Annotated in this window: 7 protein-coding genes; 2 read left to right on the top strand and 5 right to left on the bottom strand. The window is 41.9% G+C overall.

The annotated features are described in order from the left end of the window. Window positions 1-340 precede the first annotated feature (340 nt). Window positions 341-2,608: an aminotransferase class V-fold PLP-dependent enzyme gene (locus BB427_RS21560; RefSeq protein ID WP_069023186.1), complete on the bottom strand. Its 2,268-nt coding sequence runs from the start codon at window positions 2,606-2,608 to the stop codon at window positions 341-343. A gap of 255 nt (window positions 2,609-2,863) precedes the next feature. Between BB427_RS21560 and BB427_RS21555 the strand changes: the two genes are divergently transcribed. Continuing rightward, window positions 2,864-3,766: a sulfite exporter TauE/SafE family protein gene (locus BB427_RS21555; protein ID WP_010375269.1), complete on the top strand. Its 903-nt coding sequence runs from the start codon at window positions 2,864-2,866 to the stop codon at window positions 3,764-3,766. A gap of 269 nt (window positions 3,767-4,035) precedes the next feature. Next, entirely contained in the window at window positions 4,036-6,447 is a 2,412-nt protein-coding gene (locus BB427_RS21550) for a TonB-dependent receptor (RefSeq protein ID WP_069023184.1), read from the top strand. Window positions 6,448-6,551: 104 nt separating this feature from the next. Here BB427_RS21550 and BB427_RS21545 read toward each other — a convergent pair whose 3' ends face one another. From BB427_RS21545 to BB427_RS21530, 4 genes are all read right to left on the bottom strand, one after another. Then, window positions 6,552-7,427 carry an AraC family transcriptional regulator gene (locus BB427_RS21545; RefSeq protein WP_069023179.1) on the bottom strand — a complete coding sequence of 292 codons (876 nt, stop codon included), beginning with the start codon at window positions 7,425-7,427 and terminating at the stop codon, window positions 6,552-6,554. Window positions 7,428-7,548: 121 nt separating this feature from the next. Next, window positions 7,549-8,751, bottom strand: coding sequence for a response regulator (locus BB427_RS21540; protein ID WP_069023178.1), 1,203 nt, complete (start codon window positions 8,749-8,751; stop codon window positions 7,549-7,551). A gap of 46 nt (window positions 8,752-8,797) precedes the next feature. Further along, window positions 8,798-10,003 carry an EAL domain-containing response regulator gene (locus tag BB427_RS21535; protein WP_069023176.1) on the bottom strand — a complete coding sequence of 402 codons (1,206 nt, stop codon included), beginning with the start codon at window positions 10,001-10,003 and terminating at the stop codon, window positions 8,798-8,800. Window positions 10,004-10,031: 28 nt separating this feature from the next. Then, entirely contained in the window at window positions 10,032-14,726 is a 4,695-nt protein-coding gene (locus BB427_RS21530) for an ATP-binding protein (protein ID WP_069023174.1), read from the bottom strand. Window positions 14,727-14,785 lie beyond the last annotated feature (59 nt).

Raw genomic sequence — 14,785 nt, 5'->3', positions numbered from 1 at the left:
AGCTATTGGTGCGTAAATTCGCCTTGCCTACAGGATGTAGGTACCTTAGCGAGAGCAGGACGCGGAAGCGGTGTTTTCCCTAAAACTCTCTGGCTAGACAAGGAAAAAACTAAGTTGTGCTTTAGCAACAATGAGTTGGAACATTCCTTATCCAAACCTCAGGTTAAATAGCAAAATTTTCGCTAGGTTATCGACAAGATTTTCTCGCCTCAAAATAGATCACTTAATTAAGCGAATTGGTATTAGTTATTTTTAGTATTCATACGGTAGTGATGAAAAGTGAGATCAAAAAAGCCCCATAGCAAGCGCTGTAGGGGCTTTAGAAAGGAAATAGGGCAGGTTATGCTGATGGAATGAGTGCATACCCTCCTTTTAAATGTCCGATATTATGAAAGCCAAGTCTTGCCAGCGCTTGTGCGGCAACTTGTGAACGGCTGCCGCTGCGACACACCAACACCAACTCTTTCGACTTGTCTTGACTATGTTTGCAAATAAAGTCAGTAAGGCGGGTGAGGGGCACATTTTGATCAAATGCTCTGTCGTGGTTTAGGGCATATTCATGCGGTTCACGTATATCAATTAACAGCACACCTTCGTTGTTAGCGATGTGAGCATTGAGCTCTTTTGTAGTGTACTCGTGCAATTCAAATTGGTTTTTATTGCAAACCGTTGCGCCACACATGATCTCGCTGCCAGCCTCATCAACAATGTTTTTGTCTATTTGTGCCTTTTTCTCGACAAATACATCAACTGCAACGTCATGTTGAAGCACACTGTTTAATAGCAAATTACGATTACACTCTGCCGCTAGGGTAGTTGCAAACTCATTGTTGTAGTCGTGGCTTGGACATAGCAAAGTATCGGTTTCGATAAGTTGAGCAAGTAGCTGAATACTGTGTAGCATCGCTTGTGATGAGCTGGTGGAGAAGTTGGTCCTACCAAGTGCTCCCATCAGGATTAGGTCACCACAAAAAACGTATCTAATGGTGTACTCACCTTGCTGTTGCTCCAATAGCATAAAGGTGACGCTATCTTCCGTATGTCCTGGTGTGGCTAGTTTTGCAAGACGGAAATGACCAATAGCTAGCGCTTCAAGTGACTGGCCTTTAAATTCAATTTGTGTAGCTTGAGTAGGCCAGCCTAAATGGTCGCATGCTTGTTTTGGTAAATTCAGTGCGGTTCGACTCGATTCGTGATCGGCGTGCCCATGAGTATCAAGTGCGGCGAGCAGTGTCAGCTGCTGGCATTCCAGTATCGTATTAAGACGTTCTACCAGCTCAGGAAGTGGATCGATAATAATCGCCGTTTTTGACTGCTTATCTGCAAACAGCCAACAGCATGCACCACCCACTTTAAATTGTACTAGGCCGTCAAGTGCTTCTTTATTGTTAATGCCATTCGCCGCTTGCATGAGACAGCTGTGACCGAGTGCCTGAGCACAATGGAGAATGCGTTCACACGCCGCGTCTATTTCAGTTTGGGTTGTGGCAGGGCCAAAAGACAGTCGAATAGCCGATTCGCTTTGCCATGCAGGGAGTCCCATGGCATCTAGCACAAAACTGCGCGTTACCTTTGAACTGCACGCTGAACCCGAGCTGACACGGATGTTTGCTGCGTCGAACAAATCCATGATTTCTTTTGAGCTAAATCCCGGAATTGCAAAGTTTAGTGTAGTTGGAACGCTATTACTGAATTGATTATTAAATACAATTGTCGGGAACGCATCTTTAAGCGTTTGCGCCAGCTGATTTCGAAAATCGTGTAGCTTATCTACGCTTGCAAATTGGCTGTCATTTTCTTTTAGCAGTTCATCAAAAATCACATTCAGTGCGGCAAGGCCTGGTAAGTTTTCTGTTCCTGAGCGTAAACCGCTCTCTTGACCGCCTCCTGCAATAAATGGCGTAAACGGCGCGGTTTCTCTAATATAAACAAAACCGATGCCTTTTGGTGCATAGAGCTTATGGCCACTAAAAGGTGCGTAGTCAATTGTTGTTCTCGCTAAGTTTAAGCTGCGTTTTCCCAGGGCTTGCACACAGTCAACCATCCAAAAAATATCTGAGTTATGCTTTCTTATTACTTCTTCTAATTTGTTCAGGTCTTGATATACACCGGTTTCATTATTAACAGCCATAGTGCAAATCATTAGCGCACTAGGCACTTCATTTGCGATAAACGCTAAATCCAGATTACCTGCACCATCAACCGGGATGGCTTTGACATCAGCATTTATTTCTAAAATTTGATTCCAATGTTTGAGTGATTCAGGCACTGCTTTGTGTTCAGTTGCGCCGTAAAGTAGCGTATATTTTTTGTTTGGCTGTATCTTCTTTTTTGCTTCACAAAGGGCTGATAGTATGCCGGTCTGGATGCCCTCGGTTGCGCCGCTGGTGAAGATCACTCGACCATGACCAGAACCTAAAACAGCACGTGCTTTTTGGCGAGTGTGCTCCATCAGTTGCTTCGCTTGAAGGCCTGTAATATGGCTGCTGCTGGGGTTGCCAAACATGGTTTTCATGGTAACCAATGCTGCGTCTGCTGCTTGCTCTAATACAGGGGTTGTTGCATTAGCATCTAGATATATTTGAGGTAACACCGTTTCTACTGTCATGACTGAGCCTTTAGGTATAAGCAAATTACCGATATAACAAAAAGTAATAAGTAATTATTTATAGTTATAATAAGGGAGATAGGCGTACGTTTCAACTATTGAGGATGTGTTTCTTGCAGACTAGATAGAGTGATGTTTAATGTAAAATTAATTTGAAAAAAATGTATTCATCATGTTTAATTGCGTTCGCTTAAAGGCAAGGCGAGCAAGGTAACTGTAATGGTAAGGAAAGGCTCTTAGAGTAAGGGATGAATGATGTTGCAACGAATAACAAAACCGACAATGTGGCCGTTATTTTTTACACTGGGTGTGTACGCTACGTTGATCTGGGTACAAGGCTTTTATCAGGCACTTGGCCAAATTATCAGTGAATCCCATATTGCGCTTACCATGGCGTTGGGATCGTTTGTGGCAGGTGGAACGGCATTAGGTGGTGGCGCCGTTGCGTTTCCTGTGATGACTAAATTATTAGACATAGACCCCGCTACTGCTAAGGTATTTTCTCTTGCGATACAAAGCTTTGGTATGACAGCAGCGACCATTACTATTTTTTGTCGCCGTATTCCGGTATATAAAAACGTTATTTTAATGGCGTTGCCAATGGCTGCGCTTGGTGTAACGCTCAGCCTATTATATATCGCGCCTCTGGCACCAAGGCTGCTCGTTAAGTCTATTTTTAGCTTTTTGTTGCTCTGCTTTGCACTAACACTGATTTTGAGATGGTGGCGTAAGGCACATCACCAACCTAGCAGTGAGTTTATCCAACCTAAAATGCTACGCTTTATGGTCGTAGCGCTAATCGGAGGTATCGCGAGTGGATTAGTAGGGTCGGGTGCAGATATTGCACTCTTTGCCTTGTTGGTGATTGCTTATAATGCAGATGTGAAAAAGGCGACTGCAACCTCTGTCGTGGTGATGACGTTTACCTCATTGATCGGAAGTAGCATCAATGCGTGGCACCTCAATACGATCACCAGTGAAATAAACGGTTATTTGCTAGCGGCAATACCGATTGTAGTCGTTGGTGCTCCGTTAGGGGCTTATGTTTGTTCAAAAGTAAAAGTAGGGCACCTGGTCAGTTTTCTTTTAGTCTTGATTGGGCTTGAAGTGAGCTTTACCTGTTATGAGTTATATCCGACGCTGCTCGGATTGTTTTAATCTAATGCGGTTTACAAAATTGGGTAAGCCGCGAAGCGTGGAAATAACGAAGTTAGATTACTCTCGCTAAATAAAAATATCCATCCGTTACACTTTATTATCATCTTTGCGTGTATTGCAAAAAACATTACAAATTTAAAATGTAAATGATAGTTGTTATCATTACTATTGTTTTGCTAAACTTCGCCCCCTCTCTGATAAATTATTTTCTGAAATAGGTATTCGTGGCTATTTCAGAAAGATCCAATTGCGTAGTTTGGAGTTAAAAAATGCAATACTCTCGCTCTTCTGTTCTTTCCGCCTCATGCGTTGCGGTTAAGTTGGCTTTACTTGGTGCAAGCACAATGGCTTTCGCTTCTGAAGACATAGAAAAAATCAGTGTCTATGGCAAACATAATAAAATTATTTTGCAATCTGGAACTGCAACTAAGTCTAATATGGATCTTATGCAGACCCCCGCAGCGGTTGTTGTTGTTGACAAAGAGCTACTAGATTCGCAAAGCGCAGCGACTTTACAAGAAGCACTACGCAACGTAAGTGGTTTATCTCAGGCAGGTAATAACTACGGTATTGGTGATTCGCTAATGGTTCGTGGTCTAGGCGTAAACTATACCTATGATGGTATGTATGGTGGTGCTGACTTAGGGAACAGCTTTAACCCAACACGCTCCTTAACCAACATCGAAAGTATTGAAGTGTTAAAAGGTCCTGCTACTGGTCTTTATGGTATTGGTGCAGCAGGTGGTGTAGTCAACTTAGTCGAGAAAAAGCCACAATTTGAACAGGCGCTCTCAATTAATGGTAAAGTGGGCGCATGGAATACTTATGGCTTGGGCGTTGATTTTACAGATGCAATTACTGACCAGCTTGCCTACCGTGTTGTTGCAAACCATGAGCGTAGCGACGGCTATCGAGATCTAGAATCTAATAGAGACGAAATCTATGCAAGCTTACGTTTCGACCCAAGCAGCGAGCACTCATTTTTACTTTCAACGGCCTATATTGATGATTCGCAACAAGTAGATTCAATTGGCGATCCTGTACGCATTATTAACTGGGATAGCATTACTGGGCAACCAGGACTGGTTACAGCTGATCGCTTGCCAAATGACCCACAATATGATGCTGAGAAAGGTAAGTGGTTAGGTGTACAACTGAATGATGAACAGCGCGCGCAACTTGCAGAGTCAATCCGTATTGGCGATGGCTTAAAGCCTTTTAATCTTGGCGATGGGAATCTTATTTCTCCTTTATCTCGTCCAAATGAAGGTGAAGAGCTACGGATAAAGCTTCGTCACGATTGGTACTTAAATCGCAGCTCAAAGCTAACCCAGCAGATATTATGGCGTAGTTACGATTCGGATTTTGTTCGCCAAACAGGTGCTTATAATTATGTTTATTGGGAGCGCAATGGTGTGATCAATGCAAACCCAAGAGCCCCGCTTGTGATTGATGATGTGCTATATCCTTATGCGGCTCGCCGTCAAGAGTATCGCCGTCAAGTTGCCAGCGAAAAAACTTGGCAGTACTTTGCTGATTTACAGTTAACTTGGGATATGGGTTCTTTGAGCGGTGAGCACTTAGTTAGCGTTAACTATGAAAATCGTGATATGCGCTTAAAAAGTTGGTCTGCATATGATGCAGATGGTAAAGGCTCAATTCCATATATCTTAGATATTCGCGAGCCAAACTGGCCGACAGGCGAATTTGAGGATTATAACCCATCGCTACGTAGTAACTACGATAAAACACTTACGGCGTATGGCATTAGTGCACAAGAAGTGGTGTATATCACTGATGCACTAACTGCTCGTGCTGGCCTTGCATATACTAGCGTTGAACAAAAATATCAGCATTTAGGGACTGACCGCTCACCTGAAGAGAGTGAAGAGCTGGACACTGATGATGCTGGTATGACGTATAATATTGGCTTGAATTATCAAGTGACTTCTCAGCTTTCTGCTTTTGTAAATATGGCAAAGGGTCGTACTGCATACAGTGTACTGGGTAGCCTAGAAAATGAAGCTGATGCGAACCGTAAAAACAGACCTGACTCGGAATCTGAAACGTTAGATATTGGTGTGCGTTTTACTGCGTTTGACGAAGATTTATTGGGGTCATTAGTGTGGTTTGAAACTAAACGCACAAACCTAATGTATAACAACCCAGAGTACAACGAGAATCCTGGTGAAGACTACAATGTGAGTGTTCCACGCTATTTCTTCGATGATGAAGATGAGTCAAAAGGTGTAGAACTTGACTTAAATTTAGCATTGAACGACCAAATCAGTGTGAACATGAACGCAACCTATCAAGATGCGGTTGAGATCCGTTCGAATGAGCGCTCAGGCCAAATGAAAGGGGTGCCGAAAAAGTTTGCCAGCACGTGGGTGAAGTATACTCAACCTATTGATTGGTTTGGTGGTGCATTGGAGTACAGTCTTGGTATTAACTATGAGAGTGAACGAACAATTAACTCTGTTTCTTTCGGTCTGCCTACGGCAACCATTGATGGTTATACCCGCTGGGATGCTGCAATTAAGTTCGATGCTGAGCAGTTCGATATTCAGCTCAACCTTGAAAACCTAACTGATGAGCGCTATTACAGCAAAGCATTGTTCTTAGGCGGTACGCCTGGCAACGAGCGTAATGCTAAGTTGAGCTTTAACTATAGGTTCTAATTGGTTCACAAAGAAGAAGGAGGGAAGTCCCTCCTTCTTCTTTCTAAGCAGTCGATGCTTAGTCACGTTTAGATTAGTTAATCCCTGAACAGGATAAAAAGCAGTTATTTAATGTAACAAGTGATACGAGTGAGAAGCTCGTGTGGTGGTGTATCTCTGACATCATTTAAGTACTCTTCGATAACAGGCACATCGGCAGGTTCAAACTCACTGTTAGGCAACCATTGTCCAAACAGATACTCGTAAGGCGTTTCAAGAGAAGCATAGTCACCTTGGTAAAGTAGGCTAGCTGTTTTGCCCGATGGAATGGCGAATTCACAAAGCCCCTCTGGGAGAGATGCTGTTGTCTTTGGCACTAAAATTGTTGCCATTGATTTCAGTTTGCTTTCCTCGACGGTTTTTGGGTCGTCAAAATACACACCAAAGAAACGCGTATCTTCACCTAATAAGCCTTGTTGTTGCGTCAGTACGTTTAACTTCTCAAATGCTTGACCGATTTGCATGTAATCGCCATGGTGCTCAAGCCCGATTAACATCATTTGCTCATTACTGCCTATTTCTACATTAAACATATTCGAATCCTCATCTACCTTAATGATATGAAACTCGGCCGCACAGCCTTTTGCCTTGGCCTGTTCATGTTGGCGGAATAGGCTAGGTGGTTGCTTATATCGTTGAGAAAATGCTCGGCTAAACGCTTCAATACTTGCATAGCCGGTCTGCTCAGCCACCTTTGCAATGGAGTCTTGGGTGCGAATTAACATACCTGCAGCAACATGTAGTCGCATTCTTCTCACGGTTGCATTGATGGTTTCCCCTGCGATTGAGCGATAAACACGGTGAAAGTGATAAGTCGACATATGGCATTGATCAGCAAGCGTGATCACATCAAGTTCGCGATTAATATTGTTATAGATGTAATCAATAACAGTATTTAAGCGAGTAGTGTAATGGCTCAGGGTCGTTGCTTTTCTAGTCATCGTTCACTTCGTTGTTGGTTTATGCGGCCAATTACAACTCCGAAACTTACGTCAGAGCTGATATGGCTTATCATGGCAGAACTCGATTTGATAATGTTTGCTGATTTGTACTTTACGCAACTTATTGGTTTTCCGTAAGTGCTTTTTCCACAGCTTTTAAAATAGATGATTTGGTAGACGGTTTGGTGATGTACCCAGTGAGCCCCAAAGACGCCCACTTTCTGATTATATCTTTGTTTTTATTGCTAGTTAGCGCAATGATAGGAAGTTTTTTACAATGTGGAATATTGCGAATATTTTTGGTTGTATTGTAGCCATCAAGCTCTGGCATAAATAAATCCATAAATACCATGGTGAATTTATGCTTTCTCAATGTTTTTATAGCGCCTAACCCACTGGTTTCACAGTCTACTTTATACCCCTCATCACGTAGGATCTTGGCTATCATTTCACGGTAGATTTCGTTGTCTTCCACCACCATTATTTTTATTTCTTCTTGTTTGGTTTCAACCGCTTTTGGCTCACTGACATCAACCTCACCGGTATCACCCACAGGCAATACATTTTGCGCTAATTGTGCACACTTAGAGTTGTCTTTTTCGCTCAGCAATGCAGTAAGCTCAGCGATAGAGAATTGTTTATCTTTCAATCTTTTTGTTAATTCATTAACGCTATCTGCCAATTGGTGTTCTAGTTCATCCAACAGTGGCGATAAGTGTTTTTGTTTTAGTTCATTTAGCAAGTCATCTTGAACTTTATTAATCCCTTTCTCATTGTCGAGATTACGTCTTACTGTTTGTAGCGTCTCATCCGCTTTTTGGTGGTACAAGGCTGCATCATCAATCAATTGCTTTAGCTTGTCATCTATGCGACCAAAATGTTCCTCTCTGATTTTGGCAACTTCAGATGTACCTTCCGTGCGAACCAAGGCATTATGTAGGATCATACGAAATCGGTAGTTCTCATACATAGGTTTGTAGACAAAGTAATCGGTAAAAATACCTTTCATACAACACCGAAAGGCCACGCCAGACTCTTTGTTTTCACACAACAAAATGTTCTCATGAGCATAGTTAAGTAAGCCGTGCTTGGCGAGCAAGCTATAGATTTCGACACTTTTTGCTACCGTTTTTCGAGCAATAACGATGACATCTGGTGGAGACTCAGTTAGCACTTCTGCTACTTCTTTATGACTAGTGAGAGTACGGTATTCATTGACTTGAGAAGCGACAATATCGACAACGCCAGTCATTTCAGCTGGATCGTCGCAAATAATAATCACTTTTGGATGTCGTTGTGCGTGTTCAACGTCTTTTTTATGCATAGATTCCCTCTGACCATGAGAGTACAACACAGCCCATTAATTTTAATTATTTACTAGAATGAGACTTTTGCAATGCGGATTCTGAGACAGTTTGCAAAAACTCCGATGGTGTACAAGGTGGGTAGTAATAGTAGCCTTGAACCGATTCTACTTCGTAGCTCTGTACAACGACGAGGTCCTCAACCTCTTCGACACCCTCAGCGACGACTTCTAGTCCAAGTTGGTGAGCCATCTCACAGGTGCTCGCGATAATGACGCGTTTGTTGGGTTGCGTTGAACAGCCATCAACAAAGCATCTATCGATTTTGAGTTCATCAAACGGCAATTCGTTGAGTTGCTTAATCGAAGAATATCCAGTACCAAAGTCGTCAATAGACAGCTTAAAGCCTTTAAGTTTTAAACGCAGCAACACATCAAGCGCGCGCTTGATGTTTTCCAACAAGTGGCTTTCAGTTAGCTCTAAAGTGATTTGAGAGGTGGGTGTGCAATACTCTTCGCAAATGGACTCGAGTTTTTCTGGAAGTTTTATGTCTTCAAGCTCTTTTACGCTCAAATTAATACTGAATTGAAGCGCTTTAAGAATATCTCGATTATAGCTAAGCAAGGACAAAGTCTGTTTTAACAAACTATATGAAAGCAAATGAATAAGATTATGCTCTTCCATTGTCGCGATAAACTGTGAAGGTGGCACAGTGCCATCGGTATTATGATGCCACCTTGCAAGTACTTCAGCGCCAATAATTGCACCGGATGGACTGGCGACTTTTGGTTGGAAATAAGCACAAAACTCTTCTCGCAACAGCCCCTCATAGATCTCATCTTTACTATAGTTTTGTAGTGCGTGTTGGGACTTAGTGGATGTATTTTGAGACTGGAGCTGACTGTAAAGTTCTTTTAGTTTGGTTGCAGAGAGTGGCTTTTCTAAACTAGATATAATGGTGAGGCCATGAAGCTCAGCCAGTGCTGCGGTATTTTTGATAAATAGGCCTTTTTCGCCACTTAGTAATGCGATAGATGCTTGGATGTTTAGTTCGGCAAATTTCCGCAATATCTCTACACCATCCATTTGCGGCATGTTGATATCAAGTAAAATAAGGGAAGCTTGATGGAGCTCTTGACTTTCTAATGCAGACAGGCCGCTGTTAAACCCTTTAAAGGCGCATGGTGTCTGGTTAGAAATCAACAATTGCAATTGCGTAAGAATAAGCTCGCTATCATCAATCGCAATAATAAGGTGCTTTTCATTTATCATACATACTAGGCCTGAGTTTTAGCACGTGTTACGTTAGATCTTCCACATTAAGTATAGAAGCGATTTCAGCTTGTGCATTATCAAAAAGCATCAAACATTGATTCAATAAATTTTCAATTTTTATCTGCTTACCTTCACTTGCTGCATGCTCAAGTTCTGCCATTTTTTCAGAGAGTTGTGTTGCGCCGACTGCTTTTGCCGAGGTTTTTCCTTGATGTGCAATATTCTTGACACTTTCAGGATGTTCTAGGTCTACCCCTTGTAACAGTTTTTTTGTGTCGTCAACAAAGCTTCTTAAGAAAATACTCTGTAACTCTTTATCTGTACCTACATATTCACTGAGTATCACCAAGTCGATATGTCTGGTTGGCGCATCTAGCTCCTCCATCAGTGAGGGAGCATTCTCCGCTTCTTGGCTGCATGTTGGAATGTTGCTCGAAAACCATTTTTTTAGCTTTTTGTTTAATTTTTGCAAGACAATGGGCTTTGCAATGTAATCGTCCATCCCGGCGTTAAAGCAAATATCTTTCTCACCGTCTAACGCATTAGCCGTTGCTGCAATGATAGGAATGTGCTCTAGATTGCGTTCACGTTCATCCTCGCGACGCTGTTTCGTGAATTCATAGCCATCCATCACCGGCATATGGCAATCCGAAATAATAAGCGAAAAGTGATACTGCTCGAGTAGCTGCAAGGCAACTTTACCATTGTCGGCGATAATGCATTGATAGCCTAGCAGTGCCAGCTGTCTTTTGAATAAATCCTGATTATAAACATTGTCCTCAACGACTAAGATAAGCTTGTTAAGTGCTTGGGCATCACTAATGGTAGGCAGTGTCTTAGATTTAGTATCGCTGTCGTCATTTGTTGATTCACTGTCGATTAGCCCTTCTAAGGTGGCGATGTGTGAAACGACTTTATAAGCGTAATAAGGATATAGCGCGAGGTTTGAGACGTTGATATTATTTGCATGCGGAAGCTTATCCTGATTATTGTCTAGCAAAATATACTTGCACTCGCTTTCCGCGATGAAAACTTCTTTTCCTTCTGTAGTGAGTTGTTGGAAGGCTTCTGCAGTGATAACGAGATAATCAAATTGTTGACTATCAATTAGTTGCGCATTAAACAGTTCTCGAGGGAATATTTCACATTGGGCTTCATAGATGCGTAGTTGATTTTGCAGATCTTTTTCAAATTTGTCCTCGTCGCCCACTACGGCAATTTTTAGTCTGTCTAAGGTTAAGCTAATAGCGCTGGTTTGTTTTGGCACTTCACAGTATGGCAGAGTAACAATAAAGTTGCTGCCAAAACCCTCTAGGCTTCTACAGTCAATCTCCCCCTCCATCATGGCAACAAGTTTGTGGGTAATGGAAAGGCCCAGTCCGGTACCGCCATATTGGCGTTGAATACTGCTATCTGCTTGAACAAATGGCTTAAAAAGGTTTTCTACTTGTTCTTCGGACATACCTTTACCATTGTCTTTCACGCTAATTTCCATATAACAATCATCGGGAGAACGCCCAATAGTCACTTCTACAAAGCCGGAGGCTGTGGCGGTAGTTTTGGTGAATTTCAACGCGTTACCGATTAGATTTAATAAAATTTGGCGCAGTCTAACCGGATCTCCTAATTGCCAATTCGGTAACTGTGGCGAAAGATAAAAGGCAAGCTTGAGCTTTTTAGAGTCCGCTTGATATGCAAGGAGCTCCGCGAGTTCTTTAATAATTTCTTGCCAGCTAAATGGTGTTGATTCAAGTTGCATTTTTCCAGCTTCGATTTTTGAAAAGTCTAATATGTCGTTAATTATTCGAAGTAGCACCAATGCTGAACTTTTTGCGACTTTGGTGAGGTGAGATTGCTCATGATCAAGGTTAGATTGGGCAAGAATATCCAGCATGCCTACCACGCCGTTCATCGGCGTTCTTATCTCGTGGCTCATTGTTGCTAGGAAACGAGACTTTGCTTCACTTGCTTGCTCTGCTTTTATGCGAGCTTGCTCAAGCTCTGCAGAAAAGTTGATACTTTTAGTGATATCATTCTGGTAGATGAGAGTGTATTTCCCTGAATCTGTGGTGATGTTTTTCACTAACACGTTGAACCAGTGCAGGATATCTTCACTGACATACTGGCACGTCGTTAGTGCTTGATATTGTTCTTTGTCTTTTGCCTCTTCTAACATGGACAGTAATTCGCTATTGTCTGTCATTGGAAGCTGGGTAATAAATGCTATAACGTCAGAGCCTTTGTTGAGTGAGCTTCCCATGAATTGGTATTCGTTGTGATCAGTTCTTTTGATGTGTTCGTTAAACTGATTCAACATAGCTATATGCTGGTCTTCATCGATTAGCAGGATAAATGCTGGAAATGAATCAATGGCTTCTTGAAGCAGTTTTTCTGTCGACTTTTGGACTTTGAGTAAATGCTGCGCTGACATTCTTTCCACATCAGCTTCATGCATTTTTTCTAGGGCCTCTTTTCTCGCGGCGACGAGTTCCTTTTGTATTCTCTTTTGGCGATTGCTTTCATTAACTTGATTCGTTACATCTTTTACAACCCCGACAACAAACTGCGAATTTTCACTTGAGTAGTATTTTAAATTGAGAATGACATTTAGATATCTAGTTGAAGACTCGTCTCTTATTGTCAATTGAAGTTCACTAGATTGATCGTGAGTTAAGGAACGTAAGTTTGATTGCAACTTCTTCCTATTGTCACTATCGAGCAATTTTATAATTGGTTTTAAATTATGGTACTCAAGTTCGGGAGTTAAGTTAAACAGCGTCCTAAAGCCTTCAGAAGTATGTGCTAGTTGTTGTCCAACAGCCACCTCAAAACTGCCGATGGCGGCAAGCTTTTCAGATGAATTCAATAAAGTTTGGCGCTTTTGGATAGCGTCTTTTGCAGCTTGCTTGTCTAATTTTGCTTTTTGTTGGGCGCGATAGCTAATTGCTAAACCAAATAAGCAAAATGCAACTAATGACAACACCTGCCAGATAAACTTAATTTCTATAGTGTAGAAGAGATCTTGATTAAACGCTTCACGTGAATAGGCGTAGGTACCCACTTGAAGCTCCTGATCCCAGATTTTCGCACTTAGAAAGTCGGTTTGGCCAAGATTATTAGTAAGCAGTAATTGGCTTAATGGAGTATGTGTGCCGCTAATTTTAATCGCTTCGACTTCCTGCTTAGTGTAGTAACCCGATGCATTTTCTAGGCGAGTATCAAGGCTGAGTTCTAGGCTGCCAAGTAACACATCTAGTTGAGCTTCGTACCAATACAGTGTGTCCGTCAGCCCCTTATCGGATAGCCCAAGACCCGTCATAATCAATATACGGTGACCATCATTACCTTTTATGATTTGTGTAACTACCCCTCCTCGGTGCAGACTTTCTTGATATTGAGAATAAAACGACGCGATCTGGCTTTTGTCTACATACGGAGTGTTATTAAGATTATTCACGGCTAGCGTTTGCAACTGAGATGGTTTAGCGAGATCAGCATTGGTGCTAATACTGGCATATCTAAGGCTTTCTATATGTGGCTTATACCATAGCGTTTTAAGGTGGTTGATACGCTCCAATGAGTGGTTGTTTAGCTGCCTAAGAGTTTGCACTTCAGAGAGATATAATAGCTGCTTTTGACTTGCAAAATGTTCCACAAATAGCACGGCGAGTACTGACGAAAATATTACAATGAGCTGTGCAGTTTGTGTTCTAAGCGGTGCCGTTTTATATATTTTTAATTCGGTAAACGCTTTAATCAATAGGCAAATTAAAATGATATAAAGCAGTGCAATAGTTAAAGAGATAATGAGTGAGGTTTGAGCTCGCTCTTGTGACTTTTGCATAGATGCAGCAGCTGAGTCCTTCATATATTTAAGTAAATTCAAGCTACCACTAGCGAGCAGGTTCAAATAGGCAGTACTGTTATCCCACCACACATAGTGTGGTAAGTTGGCTTCAGCTCCACGGCTAAAGCGGTTTAGGGCTGAGGTGACATAGTCATACTCTCTAGACGCCGTAGCAGCATTGTATAGCTGTAGGGTATTTTGATTATCTTTGAGGCTGTCCATCAGTGTGACATGAGTGGCGTAGTATTGTAGCGCGCTTCTCATTGCACTTAATCTAGTGGCCTCTTCATCTGCCGTTAGGTATCGGCTGATCTTAGCTCTGAGCCTGCCTCCTAACTCTATCGCTCTGATAAGTGAGTGAATATTCTGATACTGTGTTTTGTCCTCATTGCTACCAAAATTATGGATGAAGGACTGCTCAGTTTGTATGGTTCGGACTGTATCGATTAAGTGATTTATCAAAATTGTGTAGCGAAGAAATAGTTGCTCGTGGTTGATATTTGCTTGTCTATTGAGCTTTCTCAGTGTTTGTATATCGTCTTTTATGGTCAATTGAAACTGATCGAAGTTATTAATGCTCGTGAGTTTTTCAGCTGTGAGTCTTGTTATTTTTTCGTCTGTTTCCTGATAATATGCCAGTAGCCGCGCGTCGTGTTCTTCCTCGGACTTAAATCCCGTGGACATGCCGCGTTCACGTTGCAGACTAAAGATCACTTCAATCGCTTTATCTAGGGCGGAAAGGTTGTTGTAGTATAAAGTCAGACTCTGGTGAACCACACGATTTTTATTAAACTCGTTAATTTCGAGGTAAAAACCACTTAAGCAGACTAGGGAAAAAAGGGTTAGGGAGATTATTTTAAAATACTTGCTCACATTTGCCACCTGCGTTATCTCACAAAACAAACTATAGTAGAAATATAAACACTGTCTAA

This window comes from Pseudoalteromonas sp. BMB, from assembly GCF_001709235.1.
Lineage (GTDB): Bacteria > Pseudomonadota > Gammaproteobacteria > Enterobacterales > Alteromonadaceae > Pseudoalteromonas > Pseudoalteromonas maricaloris.
Note: the sequence above shows the minus strand (reverse complement) of the source record. Positions and strands in the feature narration are given on the sequence as shown.